This window comes from Symmachiella macrocystis (assembly GCF_007860075.1).
GTDB lineage: Bacteria > Planctomycetota > Planctomycetia > Planctomycetales > Planctomycetaceae > Symmachiella > Symmachiella macrocystis.
Genome location: NZ_SJPP01000001.1, coordinates 1,133,512 through 1,154,724, shown reverse-complemented (window position 1 = coordinate 1,154,724; position 21,213 = coordinate 1,133,512). Strand labels below are relative to the sequence as shown.

Sequence of the window (21,213 nt, the reverse complement as noted above, 5' to 3'; positions counted from 1 at the left end):
TACGACTGCATCGGTCGATCCGGACTGATAACCGAAAACGGCATGGCCGGCGCTATGCCGCTTGGGAATTCTTGATTATCAAACATGACAACTGGTTCAATATCGCTGAACAGCAAATGATGTTCTCACTGATCAGCAACCTTAAAAACGTTCCGCTTGAGCGGTTCTACAAAGCACGCGGTTTTGACAAATGATCGGAGAACCGTTCAGAGACCCTAATTCCTCGCGATACTTAATATGTCACATCGAGACATGACATCACGGAATTGAATTATGATTGCTCAATTGAAAGTCACATTGGCGCGAGCCGTCGTTTGCCTCATCGCATGCGCATCGGTAGCGACTGCCCAAGATATTTTGCCCTTTCCTCCTCCCTCGTCTGGTTCTCAGGCTGGAGTCACCATTGAAAGTTCCACTTACAAGAAACGCGTGGAGCCGAAGCGGCTGAAGGCAGACGCGCCGAATATCCTCATCATCTTGATCGATGACGTCGGCGCTGCCACGCCATCCACCTACGGTGGCGAGATCCATACGCCGACGCTCGACCGCATCGCCAAGGCTGGCATTTCCTACAATCGCTTTCACTCGACTGCAATGTGTTCGCCCACAAGAGCCTCCTTGTTAACAGGGCGAAACCACACGCGCGTGGGCAACGGTCAGATCGCCGCCATTGCCAACGACTTCGACGGTTTCAGCGGTGTGATTCCCAAGACATCCGCCACGATGGCCGAGGTATTAAAGTGTTATGGCTACAACACCGCCAGCTTTGGCAAGTGGCACAACACGCCTGAGGAGCAGATCACTTCGAAAGGCCCCTTCGACTATTGGCCGACTGGCTACGGTTTCGAGTACTTCTACGGTTTTCTTGCCGGAGAGGCATCGCAATACGAACCCACCTTGGTGCGCAACACGACCTACGTCGACCGGCCGGAGACCTCCGGCGGCAACAACCACTACCATCTTTCCGAAGATATTGCCGATGACGCCATCCACTGGATGCGCGAGCAGAAAGCATATTCGCCCGACAAGCCTTGGTTTATCTACTGGGCGCCTGGCGCGTCCCATGGCCCGCATCAGGTAATGAAAGAATGGGCGGACAAATACAAAGGCAAGTTCGACGACGGCTGGGACGCTTATCGCGAGCGCGTATTCGCCAATCAGAAGAAACTGGATTGGATTCCTAAAAACACCGGGCTCACCCCACGCGCCGAATCGATGGCCGCTTGGGAATCGATACCCGAAAACGAAAAGCCCTTCCAGCGCCGATTGATGGAAGTATTTGCCGGTTTCACTGAGCACGCCGACGCCCAAGCCGGTCGTCTTATCGACGAAATCACGGCACAAGGCGACCTCGACAACACACTCATTCTTTATATTTGGGGCGACAACGGTTCCTCTGCCGAAGGGCTTTACGGCACCATTAGCGAACAACTCGCTCAAAACGCCATCCCCACAAAAATCTCTCAACATCTCGAAGCCCTCGAAGAACTCGGCGGTCTCGATGCCCTGGGCACCGACAAAACCGACAATATGTATCACGCCGGTTGGGCCTGGGCCGGCAGTACGCCCTACAAAGGCACGAAACTTCAAGGCGCCTACTTCGGCGGCATCCGCCAACCGATGGCCATCTCCTGGCCGAAGTCGATCAAAGCCGACGCCACTCCACGTCCCCAGTTTCATCATGTCAATGATATTGTCCCCACCGTCTATGACATCCTCGACATTCCTGCGCCGCAGGTCGTCAATGGATTCACCCAGGACCCCTTCGATGGGGTCAGCATGAGTTATACCTTCGACGATGCAAAGGCCGCAGGTACGAAGACCACCCAGTTCTTCGATATCATGGCTAGCCGCAGCATCTATCAGGATGGCTGGTTCGCCTGCGCGCGTGGTCCCCGCGAACCGTGGGTCGGCGGCATTCCCAAAGGAATCCGCGAATGGTCGCCACTCACCGACACGTGGGAACTGTATAACCTCGACGAAGACTGGAGTCAGTCGAACGATCTTGCAGAGAAAATGCCTGGAAAGCTAGAGGAAATGAAGGCCCTCTTCCTGACCGAGTCCGCCAAGAACAAGAACCTTCCTATCGGAGGCGGCCTGTGGTCCACCGCACTGTATCACCCAGAAGACGCGCCCGCATCGAGTCTCACCGAGTGGACGTTCGATCATCCGATTATCGGTATGCCAGAATCTGCTGCACCCAAACTTGGCAAGGTCAGCAGCCTCGTTTCCATGGAAGTAGACATCCCTGAAAATGCCAACGGAGTGCTCTATGCGCTCGCCGGATTTTCCGGAGGCATCACCTGCTACGTAAAGGATGGTATCCTCTGCTACGAATTCAATCTCTTTGAGATCCAGCGAACCAAAATCCGTTCCCAGGAAAAACTACCGACCGGTAAGGTCACGATCGAAGTCGAGTCCAAACTTGTCGATAAGATCGGCGGGCCCATGGATGTCACACTGAAAGTCAATGGCGAACAAGTTGCCAAGGACCGTGTCCTCGCCGCCATGTCACTGCATTTCACATCCAACGCGACATTTGACATCGGCACTGACAAAGATTCACCGGTCTCTCTTGACTACTACGATCAAGCACCATTCACATTTAATGGTAAGATCGGAGCAACCAAGATCACTTACTCAACAGACAAGGAATGACACGCACTGGAATGACACATGACATTTTACTCAGTCCGAACCGCAGCCAAACATCGTGTTGGCGACAAGTCTAGCAACGACTGATTTATTTGAACGTGTCCTCGGTGTCACAATTGATCAGCAGAATTACTTTTTCCGTTCTGCGGAGCCACACCTCTCTATGTTCATCCGGAGATCACACTGATGAAACAAACTGCATTGCTTTTGGGAATATTGATTGTCTGCAGTCGGCTGAACTGGGCTGACGACAGCACCACCAACAAATCGCCCACTGAGGGGAACGCCACTGCGGCAACTTTGGACACCTCCCCAGCGGAAATGGACCCGACCGAGGCGGCCGTTCGTGAACAGCTTCGCGCGTACGTCACTGTTTTTAACAAGCATGATGCAGCAGTTGTGGCAAACCATTGGTCCGCTGACGGAGTTTCGATCGACCTGGAAACCGGTGAACGAACAGAGGGGCGGGAAAGCCTGCAACAGGAATTTGCTGAGTTTTTTAAACAATACCCGCAAGCGCGATTGTCGGGACACGCCGATACAGTGCGGATGGTCCGGCCCGATATCGCACTGGTCGAAGGGCAAGTGACCCTAGTCACAGGCGAAGGTGACCCTATCGAGTCGGGTTACACAGCCCTGTTGGTCAAAGAACAGGACCATTGGCTGATCAGCAATTCACAGGAACGCGATCTCCCCACGCCAACGACGTCCTATGATGCTCTTAAAGAGTTGGAGTGGCTCGTTGGAACTTGGCAGGACGATGTCGAGAACGCGAGCGTGATCACGACGGTGCGCTGGTCGGAGAGTCGCGCGTTTCTGATCCGTTCTTTTAACGTCCAACATGAAGATGGCGAATCGCTTAGCGGAACACAGGTCATCGGCTGGGATCCCCTGAACAAGCAAATCCGTTCCTGGACCTTTCACTCGGATGGCTCCTTCGGCGAGGGTTTTGCTTCGAAGAATGACGAAGACTGGATGATCAAAATGTCGCACGTTCATGGTGATGGTCGGGTGTCATCTGGAACTCAGGTGATTACGCGGGTGGATGATGAAACGATTAGCGTTCAAACAATTGGGGAAACAATCGATGGCGAATTGGTTCCGGCTTCGGATGCGGTGACTGTCGTCCGTATCGAGGATGCGGATGCCGCGGTGAACGAAGCGGAAGCCACAGACAAAGGAGAATCGCCATGAACCGATTACGAATCTGCACAGTTATCGTCATCATTTTATTGCTGGTGCCCGGCGAGAGTTTTGCCATCGGAAATCGCGGCGGAGGTCGCAAAGGCGGAGCCCAGAAGGGCGGAGGGCAGAGAGGAGGACAGAGAGGAGGACAGAGAGGAGGACAGAGAGGAGGACAGAGAGGAGGACAGAGAGGAGGAGGACGTGCGCGCCCGCAGGGAGCGTCGCGTCAGAAGCCCCGTACCAGTTCCCCGAAACGGTCCTCCTCGCGTCCAGCTAGAAAACCGTCTACCGCAAGTCGGCCGAAAAATCGTCCGCAAGTCAAGCGGCCGACATCGCGTCCCAATCGCACCCGGCCCAGCGGTGGTTTGAAGCCATCGAGGCGCCCGAGTGGCAGCTCTCGGCCGAAGAGGCCCCAGCGGCCCACGACGCGTCCTGGTTCCAGTCGACCGAATCTCGCTTCGCGGCCCAGCAACAAACGGCCAGGAACGAATCGTCCCAACATCAATCGGCCATCAACGCGTCCGGGAACTCGGCCATCAAATCGACCATCGACACGACCGTCAAAACGTCCCAGTGTTCCTGGACTCGCCGGTGGAGGCCGGCCGGGAAACGGGAATCGACCCTCGATGAATCGCCCCAATCGTCCCGGTGGCGGGAATCGGCCTGGTGGCAATCGTCCCAACATCAACCGTCCCGGTAGTGGTAATCGGCCTGGCGGTAATCGTCCCGGTGGGAATCGCCCCGGCAGCGGGCGGCCGTCCCCTGGGGATCTTGGTGGTTTTCTAGGAATGCAACGTCCGGTGACGCTACCAGGTCAGGCAGGGAATCGTCCCGGTGGCAATCGTCCAGGCAATCGTCCCAACCGTCCGGGCGACCGTCCCAACAGACCGGGTGACCGACCGAATCGACCGGGCGACCGTCCTAACCGTCCGGGTGATGGGAATCGTCCAGGCGACCGTCCCAACAGACCGGGCGACCGACCGAACCGACCGGGCGACCGTCCTAACCGTCCGGGTGATGGGAATCGTCCAGGCGACCGTCCCAACAGACCGGGCGACCGACCGAACCGACCGGGCGACCGTCCCAACCGTCCGGGGGATGGGAATCGTCCAGGCAACCGTCCCAACAGACCGGGTGACCGACCGAATCGACCAGGCGACCGTCCGAACAGACCGGGTGACCGTCCCAACCGTCCGGGGGATGGGAATCGTCCAGGCAATCGTCCCAACCGACCAGGTGACCGCCCGAATCGACCGGGCAATCGCCCGAATCGCCCTGGCAACCGACCTGATTTTGCGGACCGCCATCGGCCGGGATACGGTGACCGTGGTCGTTGGAACAACAACAAGATCATCAACAACCGTCCACGCTGGGCGAACATAGATAACAGCACGAATATCAATATCCACAACCGATGGAACAACGCATTCGTCAATTCGAATCGCGGGAACTGGTGGAACGCATCGGGCGCCCGCCGCGGCTATTGGAACGGTTGGGGGAATGGTGTTCGCAATAACTGGCGAGGTTATGGTTATCAAGGGAATTGGTTTGGCAACGGTTGGTGGGATAACCATTACCACGACCTGGGCGGTTGGCATTACCACAACTGGGACCACAACTACGGTTGGAACCATTGGTGGACGGTCCCCGCATGGGGAACGTTGACGAATTGGTTTACATGGTCGGCTCCAGCCACGACATGGTCGCAACCGGTGTATTACGACTATGGCGCTGGTGGCAATGTGACCTATCAAGACAATTCGGTATATATAGGCGGAACCGAAGTGGCGACGGCCGATGAATTTGCAGCCAGTGCGATGGATCTGGCAACGGTCGCGCCACCTGAGTCGGAAGAGCAGGCGGAGGCGGCAGAGTGGATGCCACTGGGCACGTTTGCCGTATCGATGAATGAAAAGGATGTTCAACCGAGTTTAACCATGCAATTGGCGGTCAACCGAGACGGCATTGTCAGCGGGACGCTGTACAATATCGACACCGACCAAGCACAAACGGTCCAAGGTCAAGTCGACAAGGAAACGCAGCGGGCCGCATTTCGTATTGGCGACAGTGAAGACATCGTCGCCGAAACGGGGCTTTACAATCTCACGCAAGACGAAGCTCCGCTACTCGTACATTTTGGCACCGATCGCGTGGAGAATTACCTGCTAGTACGATTGGAGCAACCGGAAGAGAAGTAAGTTTAGTTTTCAGTATCGCCTCCGCCTCACGCAACTTCCTCACAATCTGCTCCAGCAATCTGGCCTCGTGTGGCTAGATTGCTGGCAGTTTGTGTTGCTGATCATTTTTTAAAAATGAGTCTGGCCGACGATGCGTTGTGGAATGGTCTCTGTCAATTCAAAGGCCAGAAGACGATTCCACCCAAACAAGAGAACGCCCGAGAAATACTTTGCGGACGAACACGATTCGGCGCATAATGACAGCAGCAATCTCAACCGAATTTGGAGCTGGTCATGCTGACTGTCAGTGGGAAAACAATTGGACGTAAAAAGCCGCTCTTTGACGATTTCTCCGTCCCACCGCCGGAAGACTCTCATGACGGGGGGAGCACGCTCCGCGATTTGATCAAGTCTATCGTGCAGCACGAAGTGGCCGCGTTTCAACAGCGGCAAACCGACCATCAGCTCATTCGCGCACTGACTGCCCGTGAAATCGATGCGGGGGTCGAAGCAGGGAAAATCGATTCCGGGGGTAGCGAGGTCGAGCCGCAACAGGTTGATGAAGCAGATGCCGTGGCGACGGCACTGCAAGCATTTGAAGACGGCATGTATCTCGTCGTCATTGACGGCCAGGAGCAACGCGCGTTGGACCGACCCGTTTATCTGCAGCCCGATAGTCGACTGACCTTCGTGCGATTGACCTTACTCGCCGGCGGATAATTTCCTTTGAGTTTGTCGTCGCCATGTGATCGCGTTCTCGCAGCATTCTCTGCACAATCTTCATCGCTCATCAACGAAAAGCCGCAACAGGCTTTCCCGAAGGAATTTCCATGCTCGACCCGGAAGCCGCGAAGGAACAGTTGGAAAAATGGCAAGTCAGTCAAGAGGCAGACGGTAACGGGAACGCCGACCGGTGGTTGTCGGCCGTCAAGAAATTACCCAAAAAACCCCGTGAAGTTGGCTTCGCCTTGCTGGGCAAAGACAAGTCTGGAAAAGACCACACAGGCTTCATGGACTTTCTTGCCAGTTATCGGCAGTTGCCGGGTGAGGGACTCGAAACGCTGACGAAAGCCGAGCGGACAAAACTGTTTCGCACGTTTTTTGGCAAGTTCGCCGGTGACGTGGAATTGGGTTGGCAGTGGCTGAAGTCGGCGCCGTATTCAGCGGGTTATTATCACCGGCCCTTTCGAGCTGCGAAATTGCCGAATCTCTCCAGCAAACGCCGTGCGGCTTGGGTCCATTCAATGATCGCTTTGGCCGGCGGTTTTCGCGACGACGTGCTCACCGCGCCGTGGTTGGCCGCTTGGAGTCCTTATATCCAAATCGGATGGCAAAATTACAATGCCGAAGTCGGGACACTCCTGGCCGCCAAGATGGACGCTGGTGGAAAAGAGGGGGACGAAGTCTTCGAAATCTTGTGTGCTTCGGCGCGCAAAGAACACGAGATTGGCGGCATGGGTGAGCACGTCATACGGGGCTTGTTATGCGCATCACGGCCCGAAGGTTGGGAATTGATGCAGAATATGTTGCGGGCGGCGCAGCGGCAGGAAGGCCTGCGTCAATCGATCCTGCAAACGGTCGTGGACGCCCATCCGCAGGCATTCCGCCAAATGTTGCGATTGATAGTCGACGAGGGACTATCCCGCTTTAGCTCTGTTGTCATGGCAATGGACGGGTGGTTTAGTCTGGCTTGGGCATCGGCAGCGACAAAAAAAGTCAACGACACGATTTCCATAGTTGCCGACCTGCTAGAGGAACCCGCCAAATGTCAACAGGCCCTCGCCGGGAGCGATCCTGAACGCGCCTACCTTGCGCTGTGGGCGATCGCGTTTGAAGACGCGCCGGCATCGGTCAAACCGGCTGAAAAGTTGCTTGCGCACAAGAATGTGGAGATGCGCTTTGTTGCCGCGCTGCACCTCAGCCACTTGGAAATACCGGCGACTGGCTCCGCTCTGATCAAAGCGTTGGACGATGACGATCTCCGCGTCGCGCTCATAGCGCTTACCGGACCGATGCACGACGAATTTGACGATGAAGGCAAAACTGGCACCCTGGGCGACGAACGAATGTTCGTCGCACTTGAGCGCCTTTACGAACGGATGCCGGAGAAGCCGAAATTGCTAAAACCTTTAGTTTGGCCGTGGCTTGAAATCACAGCGCAGCGTGGTTTCGTGGCATCGCTCTTGGTCTCATCGCTGGGAACATTACCTCCCACGCGGTTAATCCCCCATTTAAAACAGCTTGATCCCGCGAACCGGTCGCGGATCGTTACGACATTGGCGGAACAGAAAACGTGGGATCCGCAGACGCGTACGGCGATTCTGGAACACGTCGGCGATGCGTCCCCCGACGTGCGCAGCGTAGCCTTTGAGGCGTATAAGAATACAAAACTGAAACCGGCTGAAACGAAACACCTTGAAGCGTTACTCACGCGCACGGCGGTCGACCTGCGGTCGGGGATCGTATCGCTGCTCCTGACGTTGCCCGACAAACAAGCGATGGAGAGTGCAGCACGGTTAATGGCTGCCAAGCAAAAAGGCCAACGGTTGGCCGGGCTTGAGGTTTTGCGGCAACTGGCTGAAGCGGACCGCCGACGAACGGAATGTATCAAAACCGTGCAAACCTGGGTCGAAGAGCGCGGCAAGGTCTTGAAAGCCGAGCAAGTACAAGTCGATGCGATCTTAGAATCGAATCGCGAAACGGTCACGCTGGACGATGCACTGGGGCTGATCGATCCCCAGCGGCGGACACCGGTGATCCCCGCCAAGAAACGCAACGTGAAATGCGTGACCGCGGCGGTCCCCAAATTGCTGAAGTCCCTGGACGACCTTGTTCACCAACATCGCGAAACCAACGTCCAGTACAAGAGCTGGAATGGTGAAGAGCAGGAGGCGTTGCTGGGCGAGTTGGATTACGGTTTCCCTTCACCAGATTTCGACCGGCCCGCCAAGCAGCAAATCGATGAGCTGCCTCTGCACAAAGTCTGGGAAGAATGGTTCCGCAAACGCCCCGCGGCGTTGAAGGATAAGGATGGTTTTGAATTGTTGCGCGCGTGGGGCTTGATGGGCAGCCGCACCTACTGGCGGAATGAATATATGCTGCAATGGCTGAATGCCACACCGGAGCGCAAGCCGTTGGCAACCTTTGTCGGCGGCAAAACGAAGTTCCCCAAGTTGAAGTATTCCTCGGTGGTCAACGATGTTGTGCGCTGGCTGGTCGTATTGCATCTCCCCAAAAAAGCGATCGACTTCTGCTTAGATGCCATCGAAACCATTGAAACTTTGATTCCCCCGGAGGATATGGAGGCGATCCGTTTGGACCCTGAGAAGACTGAGGTGGATCCCTACAGCGATTCGGAAACGGACTGGCGCGACATGGACTTCACTGCATCGTGGATTGTCTTAATCCGACTGATTGGAAATCAGTCCGTCAAATTACCGAAGAAGCAAAGCCAACGGTACTGGCAAATGTTGCGGCGACGCGACGAACCATTTCCAGGGGTCAGACGGGACCGCCCGGATTTCTCAGAGTTGGCCGAGGCTTACTGTGCCGGGCATGCCACGATCGAAGATGTCGGCGACCATTTGCTTGGATCGCGAGAGTCAAGCCGATGGAATAATGGCTATGGCTCACTGAGCGAGATCACCGCACGATTTCCAGGCGTGTATTTACGAGCATTTCTGCAGCGACCGGAAGTTGCGGAGTTCGTGCAACGGGTCAGGGAGCGGTTGCTAGAGATTGAACTGGGACGCGGAGAAGCTGCCACTCCGTCCTCTGAGGCGGCGCTGTCGGCGAATTATCGCGGCACGGAAACATTGCTGCGTCTGCTGACCGCACTGGGCAAGGAGGGCTTTAAGAAGTTGAGTGGTTGGCGGTCCGAACCCAAGGAGAGCCGGCCAGCGACGTTTACCGAAATGGTTGCCAAAACGTGGCCTGCGGACGATGACACTCCCGAGCAATTCGCCGTGACCATGAAACGCGCTATCAAGGAAGGACACTTTCCGGAAGAACGACTGCTACAACTCGGCTTTCTCGCCCCTCAATGGACGGAATTTATTGATGCGACACTCAAGTGGGCCGGGTACGCTGAAGGGTTTTATTGGTATATGGCTCACATGAAATACGTGTACGGCGTTACGGACTCTATGGAAGTTGAAGACGCCCAAGAGACCGACGCGGAGGGCGCGGATGAGGAGGGTAACGAACGACCTCAAAAACTTTCGCGTTGGGATCGCATCATCCGCGAGCGGACGCCGCTCTCCGATGACGAACGCGCGGATGGTGCGATTGACGTGGCTTGGTTTCACAGGACCTATAAACAGATCACGCGCAGACGCTGGCTGGACTTGGCGGCAGCGGCCAAATTTGCGGCCACAGCTGCGCAGGCTCGCCGCGCTCAATTCATCTCGGATGTGCTATTGGGAACGGCCTCGAAGAAGGATCTCGTCGAGGGCATCAAAAAACGAAATTTGAAGGAAAATGTTCGCCTGTTGGGACTATTGCCGCTGGCCAAGGGTGCGAAACAGGCCAAGGATATTGTCGACCGGTACGAAGTTTTACAGGAATACCGCCGCTATGCGAACAAGCTCAGTTCCCTATCCAAGCCCGATGCTTTGCGGGCATGCGATATTGGAATGCAGAACCTGGCGGCAACGGCGGGCTATGATGACCCGACCCGGTTGCAGTGGGCGATGGAAGCGGAATCGACCAAAGATCTGGCCAAAGGACCGATTGTTGTCAGTCAGGGGGACGTCTCGTTGACGCTTTCTCTGGACGACCAAGCCGTTCCAGAATTGGTGATTCGCCGCAGCGAAAAAGTTCTTAAGTCATTGCCGAACACTGTGAAAAAGGATGCCAAGTTCGTTGAGCTCCGCGAGCGAAATAAGCACCTCAAACGACAAGCCTCACGCGTGAAACAATCGTTAGAGACCGCCATGTGCCGGGGCGATGAGTTTACCGGCAGCGAACTACTGCAGTTCGCCGATCATGCCCTTCTATGGCCGCAGCTCTCGCGGCTGGTCCTCGTAGGCGAAGGCTGCATCGGCTATCCGGATAAACGCGGAAAAGCGGTGCGAGATTTTGCAGGGAAACTCGAACCCGTTAAAAAAAAGGAACGCTTCCGCATCGCCCATCCCCACGATCTGCTACTCACCTCGGCATGGGACAAATGGCAGCATGAATGCTTTCAGACCGAACGCCTGCAGCCATTCAAACAGGTTTTTCGTGAATTATACGTCGTTACCAAACAGGAGAAGAAAGAAAAAACAATCTCCAATCGCTATGCGGGGCAGCAGGTGCAGCCGCGCCAAGCCTATGCCTTATGGGGAACACGCGGTTGGTCGGCCGACGCATACGAAGGTGTGTGGAAGACGTATTATCACGAGGAAATTATTGCGAATGTGTCGTTCGACGATGGCATCACCACGCCACTAGAAGTCGAGGGGTTGACGATTGATCAGATCAGTTTTCGCAACCGCGATACCTATGAGTCGTTGCCGCTCGTTGATGTTCCCGCACGATTGTTTAGCGAAACGATGCGGGACATGGATCTGGTTGTGAGTGTGGCCCATGCCGGCGACGTCGATCCCGAGGCAAGTGCTTCCACCGTCGAAATGCGAGCCTCGCTACTTCAGGAAACGTGCGAACTATTCAGCTTGAAGAACGTCAAAATAAAAAACTCAAAGGCCATCATTCAAGGGAAATTCGGGCAATACGCTTTGCATCTTGGCAGCGGCGTTGTGCATCGCATGCCAGGCGGTTCCGTGTGCATTGTCCCTGTGCACTCTCAGCATCGCGGCCGTTTATTTCTCCCATTCGCCGATGATGACCCACGCACAGCTGAAGTCGTTTCAAAAACCTTGCTACTAGCGCGTGACGAAGAGATCGATGACCCGATTATTCTCGAACAACTGCGAGCATTAGCCTAGCAACGTGTGGTGATCACAGCTTGTAGTCGAACGAGATGCGGTCCCATGTCGAGAACGCAAACCGTTGCCACCTCGTATGCTGGTCCGATCGGGGCTATTGCAGGCAGGATCGACCGTCGTAGCGGCAACTTCCGGTTGCTGCCGGAACGGTTGGGTTAAAATCACATGCTGCGTTAACGATCAATGGCATTCTCCTCAGCGTCGTCATCAGCAATCAATTCCGTCGACTGGGCCCGCAGTGGTGTCTGTTGATGCAGCCTCTGGAGTTGTTTCGTGCGCCTGCTGCTGCGCTAGATCTTCTTCAGTCGCTTCGGCAATGCGTAGCAGTCGTGCGAGCACGTTGGCGGAATTCTCCCACCAATCTTTGGACAACACGACTGCGATTCGCCAGCCGAAAGCTCGGAGCAGATTGGGCTTCATCAGATCCCGCTCGAGCAGATCGGTCTGCTGGTAATAGTCGACGGTATCGACGAGGATACCCAATCGATAGCAAGCGTCTCCCGCGCGGCGAATTGCCAAGTCACAACGGAATTGTGATTGCCCCACTGCGAAGTCGATTTCATAGCCTTGCGCACGCAAGGCAAGCTCTAGTTGATTGATGACCGCATTCCGCGCAGACTGGCGATCGTCATTGCCGGTGCGTGCCAGCGACATCATCTGCAGGATGCGCTGAGCTCCCGCCGCATCACCGGAGGAACTCCGTTCGGCGTACTGCAGATAGTTTTTGAGGCAATTCGCTCCGTCGTTATAGTCGTTTGTGATGGCTGCGGAACGAATGGAACTGACCAGCGCCATTTGATGTTTTGCCCGCGAGAACGCCACATTCAGCCGTTTTTCCCCACCGGATTGGTTAATGGGGCCGAAGTTCATCCGCATCTTACCGGCCGCGTTCGGGGCGTAGCAGACGCTCATGATGATGACGTCTCGCTCGTCTCCCTGAATGTTTTCCAGGTTTTTTACCAGTAATCCGGTGAATTGGTCGTCCTCTTCACGCTCCAATTCAGATTCATATTGTTCCCGAAACGTACGGTCCTCCTCAGCCAGGCGATCGAGCGCTGCTTCGATTTCTCCCTGTTGTGCTTCGGAAAACGCAACGACTCCGATCGTGGGATGCGCTGCGGATTGCAGCAATGTGCGAACCAACTCGGCGATATATTCCGCTTCTGCTCGATTACGGCGTCCTTGATAAACGCCGTGCTGCATGAAATGAAAACTCACTGGCCGCTTCAATAGTTCAGCGGTGTTGGCGACACCATCTTCCGATGAGGCGGCGATCAATTCCTGACGGCCTAGTGGCGCGAGTTGTTCTTCCGGAACCGTCAAAAGCCGGCCACCGTAAAATGCCCAATTGGAGAAGCTGATGAGCGATTCTGACCGGCTGCGGTAATGCCAGCGCAACATGCGGGAAGGGAGGTTGCGCGCCGCATGGTTGAGGAAGCTGTTGCTCTCTAAATCATACTCGACCGTTTCACCGTCTTCCTCAAACGTCAATTGTTCATCATCGTCTGAGTTACGGGCGGAGAAGAAATTGGTCGGGGGCAGCTGCATTTCATCGCCCACAACTATTGCCTGTGTTGCCCGGAACAGCGATGGCACGGCTTCTTCGAGCAAAATCTGACTGGCCTCGTCGAAAATGACGACGTTGAAGTGTTCCGTATCCAACGGCAGCGTATCGGAAACGCTCAAGGGACTCATTAGCCAGATTGGTTTCAGATCCTTGACCACCATCCCCGACTCACCAGCTACCAACTCGCGAATCGGCTTGTAGCGCATCGATTTCCCGAACTCATGCTCCAATTCGCGGCGACCGCGCGCATACTCCTTTTTGAAAGGCTTCTGCTCAGGCGTCAACTGCGCAGCCGGCAATGTCGAGATTTTGGTGTGCTCCAAAAACCGTGCCCGCACTCGGTCACAGAGCACTCGCGCGTTGATCTGTTGCCAATCGGTCATGAGTCGGTCGAGTTGTTGGACGTGCCGTGCCTGGAGACTGCCGCCGAATTTTGCGAAACTTCGCTCCTTCCGCAGCACGTCCTCGAAACTGCATTGGGCAGAGGCTGCCTCCAGTTCCTCTACTGTCCAGTCGTTCGCACGTAATGCAGTGGCAATTTCCCGCGGCAAGCTCCCCAGTTCGCGGGCGCATTCCAGATAGTCCGGCAGATCGTCCAGCGCATTCTCGAATTCGTTCAATAATGTGAGCAAGTCAGCAGGCGATACATCCTTGTAATCAGTCAGGAAGCGGTCCAGTTGTTCGGCAAGGCGTTCCGCTGCCGGTGCGAGGTCCGCCAGCATCGCAATGCGGGTATCCGCGTCCTCCGCTTTGATCAGAAATTGATGTGCCGTCTGCACGTGCTCCGGTTGTGATTCGACGAAATGCGAGAACTGCGAAATTCTCCCCGCGAATTCGGTGAATGAACCCTCGGCTCGGAATTCCTTTGCCAGCTCCGCATCGGCTTCATGCACCGCTTGCTCTGCGGCATACTCGCCTTCCAGCCATTCGAGAACCTGCACATACGTTGGCGATAGGACATGCGACTTGAAGTCGTAACAACGGTTTAACACCGACCGCAGTTTCCACCATCCCGGCTTGAAAAACCGCAAATGATCGCCGTCGTAGAGTTGGGCGCGTTGTCGGACAGTCGAGACTTCGGCGGCAGGTAGTTTTTGCTTCCAGTGCCCTGCGGCTTCGCGCTGCTTTTCTAATTTACGATGGAGCTTGTTGAATCGACGTTTTCGTTTTGCAAAATCGCTGGCGGCTTGACTCCCCTTTCTCAAGAGAGACGAAGCGTTTTGCCGGGCCAAAAAACCGGCTTGCGATGCGCAGCGCATGATGTCGAGCGCATGACTGAAAGTATCGCGACTGGTTGCCGGCAGACCGGCTTCGGCAATTACTTGAACGATTTCCTGCAGCGAATCAAACACCGGCGGCAAACATTCAGTGACGTACTCAATGGGTCGATCGGCATTCAAAACGGCATCGTTGATCAACCGTAACGGATACCGCGCCAAGACCCCGTCAGGCTGAACAACTCTCAGCAATTGGTCTACCTGCTGCAATTCCTCGCGGGCCGAATGTAAGTGAGCAAAATCTGGAATGCTTTCACGCGCGCGTGAGGAGAATTCCGGCAATTGTTCTTTCAGTTCGATTAGCCGTTCCAACAATTCCCGGACTTCGGTCCCCACCGTTTCGGGCTGAGCGGTCATTGTCGATTGAACTTCTTCAAGCGGCGCAAGTTCCCGTTTGATTTGTTTTAAGATCTTCTCACGTTTGCGTTGCGCATTCGCAGCTTTTTCTGAGGGATCGGCCAGAAACTCCTCATAGGTTCGTTTGAGATCCATCACGAATTCTTTTTTGTCCGCCTGCGAGTCGTGGATCAAGCAGGAGAGGCGGTCCAACCCCTTTTGACGCAGCCGATGATAGACGACGTCGATGGCGGCCCGCTTTTCGCAAACGAACAAAACACGCTCCCCGCGCGCGACGTAATCGGCAATGAGATTGGTAATGGTTTGCGATTTACCGGTTCCGGGCGGTCCCTGAATAATATAACTACTGCCGGTTCGCGATTCAGCAATTGCCGCTCCTTGCGTGGGGTCGCAAGGAACGACATGATACCGTTCGGGCAATTCCAGGGGGGCCGTATTGTCATCGTCAACGGGGCGAGGTGAGAGCGAAAAGGTGGCATCGAATGACGGATTGAGAGGGTTATCTTCCAGGAGTGCCCGGTAGTCGCGGACAAGCGACATCTTCCGGTACTTGAAATTGCCCAGCGTCACGCTACACAAATCGAACTCCCAGGCGTACGGGTTTCCCTCGCCCCCCTCGCGCAGGGAAAACAGAGTCTTGCGTTTTTCTGTCGCAGGTGGGGACTGAGGCGGGGCCGCGTAATTCCGACGGACGGATGATTCATCGATGATGACTTCCAGCCGTGTGGGCGCGGGACGGATGCGGTCGTTATAGAGTTGCAGCCCCAAGGGGTGATAGTTGGCCGGATCGTAACTGTAATCGAGGTCAAGAAACCGTCGCACACTCCGTCCGGCGAGTCGCACGCGCCGTTGATATTGGTCCAGTCGACGTTGCGCCTTGTCATGAATGAGATCGATTCGCGGCCGGTCAATCTTCTGCAGGCTGACCGCTGGTTCGCTCGCTTCGATTTCGCGAGCCAAAAACGTATGCAAGTCATCCAGCGACGAGTTTTCGAGATCAATCCTCTCCGGCAGTTCGATGCCGTACAACTGCTGAAACAAATGCCGCACGACCGGGTTGATTTCCGCGACAGAATCGAGCGACTTGAGGTGAAATGTGTCCCGCACACCTTTCTTCTTGGTTAGTTCAACCGGTACCAGCACCAATGGTGATTCATATTCGACGGGGGGAGTTTCTTTGAGGTTCGACCATCGCAGAAAACAGGCGACGAGCCGCAATTGCGCAAACCCGTATTCGTTCTTGTCGCGTTGCGCATCGAGCCGAATATGATCCAGCAGGCTGGGCAAGTAGAGCGCCTCATGGAAATTCAGATGTTTGTTGAGCGAAAGGCCTTTCCCGGCAGCGACACGCTTCTGGATGTCGTTGTTCCAAACGAGGATCTGATCGGGCCGAATCCCCTCAACGTCGAAGGACAAGGGAACCGAGGCATGGGTCAGATTCACCGTGTGCATTGTCGCCCGGAAGTGCAGCAATCGATTCCGCCGAGAAATATCGAGCAGCCGCTCTTGGAGCTTGGACAACACGATCTGCTGTTTGCCGTGGATGTCCTTCTTCCCAAAGTCCGCCACACGTGCCAGCTCGACATCAAAATCGATATCCTGGTCACGGTAGTTTTCCAAAGCATTCAAGAGAGCAGGGAGGTCCTGTGGTCGGCGGTGGCGGTCCAGTTCCGTCATCCGCAGGATGGCACGTGCAAGCACCGGATGCAGCCCAGACTGAATGGCAAACAGATTTCCCCGCTGTTCCACGAATGCGGCGAACTCATCGTCTTCATTCAGGTTCAACCCACACGCAATGCTCGCCAGTATTAATCCCAGGCTGAAGACATCGGTCAGCGGATCGTGATGGTCAATCAGGTGCTCCCAGCTCACATATCCCTGCAGATAAACTGGACGCTGAATCTCTTCATCTCGTTTTCCGATTTGCAAATTGACAACGCGGTCGTGATTCTCGTCGTCAGCGGACTCGACCCGAGCTTCGTGGACAATCTCAACCGCAGATGCGTCACGACGACTCAGCTTGCGCAGCGCAGCCTGATTGTGTGTTGGCGACTGCAATCGCGACTCTGCAAACCAGATTCTCCCTCCATCGACTTGTAGATCAGCAAGCCCTTCCAGCGGGGCAACCTGTCCCGCTTCGTGCGCGGCGACCACCTGTCGCAGCAGAGGCAAACAGCTCGCTAAGGTATCTTCAGTCGTGAAGCCTCCCTCGGACAACCGTGACTGCAGGAACTCATCGAACGACGTCATCTCGCCTCGCTCTCCTGTGCTACCTGGTTTACTATTTTTGGGGCATCGCGGCGGAGTTTGGCCAGTTGTTTTTTGCCAATTCCTAATTCCTTATGCACGATCTCCCCAAAGCGGCTGTCCAATTGTAGTCGTTCAGTCAATTGAAGGGCTGCCGCCAGCGGGGCTTCATCGAGTTCGCGGTCGGTGGTGACGAAATCGAGCAGCACGTAGCAATAGTAGTCTCGCAGTGACGCATCGGGGGTCTGGAGATCCGCGGTCAGTTGCTCATCAATTTTCGATTCCGCTGGTGGTTCAAAACCGTCGAAAAACAGCCGCGCATGGCTCACTAGTTTATCTGTCTGTAACCATGCGCTCGAAAGAAACGCATCGACCAGTCGCCGCGTGAATTGGTTGATGCGATTTTGCGCGAGCAAGTCGAGCTGGTTGAGTGCGGCTGGTCCTTCGATCATGCGGCGGATCTCATCTTCAGCACCCGTCACTTGCTCGTCCCACAATTTGAGCGCTCTTGTGCGGATGTAACATTCTGGATGCGTCCTCTCCACGGTTTTTGAAGATTCGCTGCCGGCAATTTCTTCGGCTTGCTTCAGATAGCTTTCCGCATTGACCTCTCGCACGCTGGTTTCGGTTTTTACCAACGTACTGACCGTCGGCAGCAGTTCGCCACACGCGATCCGCGCTCCGCGATCACAAAAAATTTCGGCGTAGAGCCGAAGCAGTCGATGACTTTCCGACTGTGGCGAACCTTGTGGACCATCGTTGCTCAAAGCGGCGAGAACCTCGTCGGCAACGAAGAACTTGCCATCCCATCCCGTCCAGAAAATGTAGTGCGAAAGTTCGTGACCGAAGAGGGCACGCAACTCGACATCGTCGAGCATTTCGGTTATCGATCCGTGCAGCACGATATGAACTTCGCCAGGGAGATAGGTCAGATGGGCGTTCAATCCATTGACGGACCGCTGAGCGTGATACAGCGTGATGGGAACATCAAGTCCGAGCTGCTGCGCAGCCTCATGCGCCAATTCTTGCAGCCTTGGCGTCGTCTGATCATCGACACGATAGGCCGATTTCAGCAATTCCAGCCTCACAGCGTCGGTGTGGTCTTTTGCCAAACAGTTCGCAGCAAACCACTGCCACAGTTCAGCCTGTTCATTCTGAAGGTACGCAGCGACTTCACTATGATAGGTAGGAACGTTTAAGGTGTCGGGAATCTCAAGCATGTGGCGCAGCCGACAGAGATGTTCTGGTCCGTTCAATCAGATACCAGCACGGTGCATTGTTCAATTCAGAACAGGTTCTGCATTCGTCAATGGACGCTTGTGAGAATGACGATGAAATCGACGGGGAGTAGACAGGAAATGATTCGAGCACTGTATCGGTTCACCCAGAGTATCAAGGGGCTTCAGGATCGACAATTGAAAACGACTTGAAAATGACCTGACGTTGAGACTCTTCATGTGATCTTTGCGTGGTCAAATCTGCAGGACATGGAACGTTTTCGGTCAAGGTCATTTGTTCCCGCGACGGAGATTAGGTTCTGGTTTTGCTATCAAAGTAGCCGCTGTCGAACGAACAGGTCGTCATTGTTTGTTGTTCATTTTTCTGCGCTTGTTGTCGCGGCCTTCCGGGATGCCCTTTACATTCACTGTCGGGAACGACTTCGCCAATTCGGCTTTGACGTTGGCGTTCTGCTCATCGGCGGCGAGGTTTTTCCATTCCAGCGGGTCAGCATCGTGGTCGTACAGTTCTTCGCTACCATCCTCATAGCGGATATACCGCCAACGTTCGCTACGGGCGGCGTGATTGTTGCGGCCGTGTGTAGTGACAGCGGGCTGCGTCCAATCTGCGCTCGGGTTTTTGAGTAACGGTTGCAGACTGTCCCCTTCGAGGACCTCCGGCTGATCCAAGCCGCACAGATCGCATAATGTGGGATAGATGTCGAGCAAACTCACGGTCCGTTCGCAGCGACCACCTGGCTGCGTCACGCCCGGTGCGGTGATCATCATAGTTACGCGGGTCGCTTCTTCCCATAGGGCGAATTTGCGCCAGTGATGCTTTTCCCCCAAATGCCAACCGTGATCGCTCCACAGGACGATGATCGTGTTCTCAGCGTGTCCACTGGCATCGAGTGCATTCAGCAACCGCCCGACCTGCGCATCGGTGAACGTGATACTCGCCAAATAGGCCTGCACGGCTTTTTCCCAATTGTCGGTGCGGGTTACATTGCGATGATCGCGCAACCTGGCAAATCTCTTGCCGACCCTCGGCACGTCATCCAGATCATTGTCCAGCACCTTTGGCAAACGGATTGAATCGAGCGGGTATTGATCGAAATACTTCTGCGGGGCATACCACGGCAAGTGGGGTCGAAACAAACCGACCGCCAGGAAAAAGGGTTGTGTTTGTTTCTGTTTGAGGAAATCGATGCCCCAGGAGGTAACGACCGCATCGGACATCTCTGCATCGGCAACCTGCACCGGCCCCCAATCGAAATGGCCTGTTTTAGCGATACCGTTTGCGGGGCGTTTTTCCGGATGCGGATCCTGCGGCCGCTTGAAGTATTCGTGCCACGACGGCCGGTCAGGAAATCGGCCGTGATAGATCTTTCCGCCCCCCCAGACACGATAGCCGCCAGCTTGAAACTGTTGTGGTAATGTCACCGCATCGGGCAGCGCGCGGCGCCACGGTTGCGAATTACGGTACACCCCTGAGGTCGAGGGGCGGATGCCGGTCAGCAAACTGGCCCGCGAGGGATTGCAAGCCGGAGCTGAGCAATAGGCCCGCGTGAACAACACACCGCGACCCGCCAGCCGATCAAGATTCGGTGTTTTAATTCCCGGATAACCGCCGAGCGCGCCGGTCCAGTCATTGAGATCATCAACAGCAATAAACAACACATTCGGTTTTTCAGCGGCGTGCAATATGTTGACGCCCAGCAACAATAATAGGGCGCTTGCCGACATTCTCAACGCGCACCGCAGCATCAATCGATATATCATGACCGGTATCCTGTTCAGGAAAGACAACCGCGTATCCGTCTCGCCCGTGAGCAAGACCGACTCCAGGATACTCCGTACTCACGCTCGTTGCCAGAATCAATTGCTGCAACGCTCCCTGACTATTCGTGTCGCCGTCTTCTCACACCTCGAACGATCAAAGGGAATGACCGTGCGCGACAGTTCAGCAAGAATCATTGCACCTGGACAGCGTTGAGGTGGAGAGGGCCAAGCTCCGCTACCTCCTGCTGGCTGTATAACTCACGCAAACGGCGAAGTGCAGAGCGGATCCCAGCTTGCTCATCCGTCTTGACGAAATATCCTTGAGCGAACTGCCAGTAGTGCAGGATGAGTTCGTTGACAGAGATGAAGTAGGGGCAATGAGAATGCCCAGGATCAAGGCCCAGATCGGCGTGAGAAGTGTGTCACTCAGCAATCAAGCGATCATCGAATTCATAAATCGCCTGCGAGCCATGCTTACCGAGGTATCGGTCCCGTCCATCAAGGCGAAATTGACCTCTTTGAAAACACTCAAAGGGTTGAACTGAACTTCCCCAAGTTTAGTTGGCGCGCCTTTCGGGTTAGACAAAACAGGAAGACTGTTCCAAACTTCTTTTCGCGAGGGTTTGCCTTCGTCGGAATTGTTCCGGCGGCATGATGTGTGGCGTGCTTGTTGGCAACGAATCAAAATCAATTACGCCTTCAGAATCGGTTAGATCAATGTTAATATCTGCCGTTGGCTTGGTAGAATTGGCGTTAGCCTTCGTATCTTCGTTGTCCGTTTTCGGGCTTACGAGTTGACCAATCCCTAAGTCTAACAGCTTG

Annotated in this window: 10 protein-coding genes; 6 read left to right on the top strand and 4 right to left on the bottom strand. The window is 55.1% G+C overall.

Going from position 1 to position 21,213, the window contains the following annotated elements; translation table 11 throughout:
• Positions 1-273 precede the first annotated feature (273 nt).
• Positions 274-2,658: an arylsulfatase gene (locus CA54_RS04445; RefSeq protein WP_146369644.1), complete on the top strand. Its 2,385-nt coding sequence runs from the start codon at positions 274-276 to the stop codon at positions 2,656-2,658.
• Positions 2,659-2,841: 183 nt separating this feature from the next.
• A complete protein-coding gene (locus CA54_RS04440; protein WP_146369643.1) occupies positions 2,842-3,849 on the top strand; it encodes a YybH family protein in 1,008 nt (335 codons plus the stop codon).
• Between the two features lie 217 nt (positions 3,850-4,066).
• On the opposite strand, the gene CA54_RS04435 is transcribed toward CA54_RS04440, so the two are convergent.
• Complete coding sequence (locus CA54_RS04435) at positions 4,067-4,525, bottom strand: hypothetical protein (protein ID WP_146369642.1); 459 nt, start codon at positions 4,523-4,525, stop codon at positions 4,067-4,069.
• Positions 4,526-4,674: 149 nt separating this feature from the next.
• Between CA54_RS04435 and CA54_RS04430 the strand changes: the two genes are divergently transcribed.
• From CA54_RS04430 to CA54_RS04415, 4 genes are all read left to right on the top strand, one after another.
• A complete protein-coding gene (locus CA54_RS04430) occupies positions 4,675-5,223 on the top strand; it encodes a hypothetical protein (protein WP_146369641.1) in 549 nt (182 codons plus the stop codon).
• Positions 5,224-5,501: 278 nt separating this feature from the next.
• Positions 5,502-6,038: a hypothetical protein gene (locus CA54_RS04425; RefSeq protein WP_146369640.1), complete on the top strand. Its 537-nt coding sequence runs from the start codon at positions 5,502-5,504 to the stop codon at positions 6,036-6,038.
• A 273-nt stretch (positions 6,039-6,311) separates the two neighbouring features.
• Positions 6,312-6,737, top strand: a complete 426-nt coding sequence (locus tag CA54_RS04420) for a hypothetical protein (RefSeq protein ID WP_146369639.1) — start codon at positions 6,312-6,314, stop codon at positions 6,735-6,737.
• A 110-nt stretch (positions 6,738-6,847) separates the two neighbouring features.
• Positions 6,848-11,944: a DUF5724 domain-containing protein gene (locus CA54_RS04415; protein ID WP_146369638.1), complete on the top strand. Its 5,097-nt coding sequence runs from the start codon at positions 6,848-6,850 to the stop codon at positions 11,942-11,944.
• 207 nt (positions 11,945-12,151) lie between these two features.
• On the opposite strand, the gene CA54_RS04410 is transcribed toward CA54_RS04415, so the two are convergent.
• From CA54_RS04410 to CA54_RS04400, 3 genes are all read right to left on the bottom strand, one after another.
• Positions 12,152-17,395: an AAA domain-containing protein gene (locus CA54_RS04410; RefSeq protein ID WP_146369637.1), complete on the bottom strand. Its 5,244-nt coding sequence runs from the start codon at positions 17,393-17,395 to the stop codon at positions 12,152-12,154.
• The gene (locus CA54_RS04405) at positions 17,392-18,612 is read right to left on the bottom strand and encodes a M48 family metalloprotease (protein WP_146369636.1); all 1,221 of its coding nucleotides are present in this window, start codon (positions 18,610-18,612) and stop codon (positions 17,392-17,394) included. Before CA54_RS04405 ends, CA54_RS04410 begins: the two co-directional genes overlap by 4 nt.
• 360 nt (positions 18,613-18,972) lie before the next feature.
• On the bottom strand, positions 18,973-20,391 hold the full coding sequence (locus CA54_RS04400) for a sulfatase (RefSeq protein ID WP_231962960.1): 1,419 nt from the start codon (positions 20,389-20,391) through the stop codon (positions 18,973-18,975).
• Positions 20,392-21,213 lie beyond the last annotated feature (822 nt).

Excerpts from the sequence above, each read along its gene's own strand:
- CA54_RS04405 (WP_146369636.1), bottom strand. The coding sequence starts at position 18,612 with ATGCTTGAGATTCCCGACACCTTAAACGTTCCTACCTATCATAGTGAA.
- CA54_RS04435 (WP_146369642.1), bottom strand. The coding sequence starts at position 4,525 with ATGTTGGGACGATTGCCACCAGGCCGATTCCCGCCACCGGGACGATTG.
- CA54_RS04445 (WP_146369644.1), top strand. The coding sequence starts at position 274 with ATGATTGCTCAATTGAAAGTCACATTGGCGCGAGCCGTCGTTTGCCTC.
- CA54_RS04440 (WP_146369643.1), top strand. The coding sequence starts at position 2,842 with ATGAAACAAACTGCATTGCTTTTGGGAATATTGATTGTCTGCAGTCGG.
- CA54_RS04400 (WP_231962960.1), bottom strand. The coding sequence starts at position 20,391 with ATGATATATCGATTGATGCTGCGGTGCGCGTTGAGAATGTCGGCAAGC.
- CA54_RS04415 (WP_146369638.1), top strand. The coding sequence starts at position 6,848 with ATGCTCGACCCGGAAGCCGCGAAGGAACAGTTGGAAAAATGGCAAGTC.
- CA54_RS04420 (WP_146369639.1), top strand. The coding sequence starts at position 6,312 with ATGCTGACTGTCAGTGGGAAAACAATTGGACGTAAAAAGCCGCTCTTT.
- CA54_RS04410 (WP_146369637.1), bottom strand. The coding sequence starts at position 17,395 with ATGACGTCGTTCGATGAGTTCCTGCAGTCACGGTTGTCCGAGGGAGGC.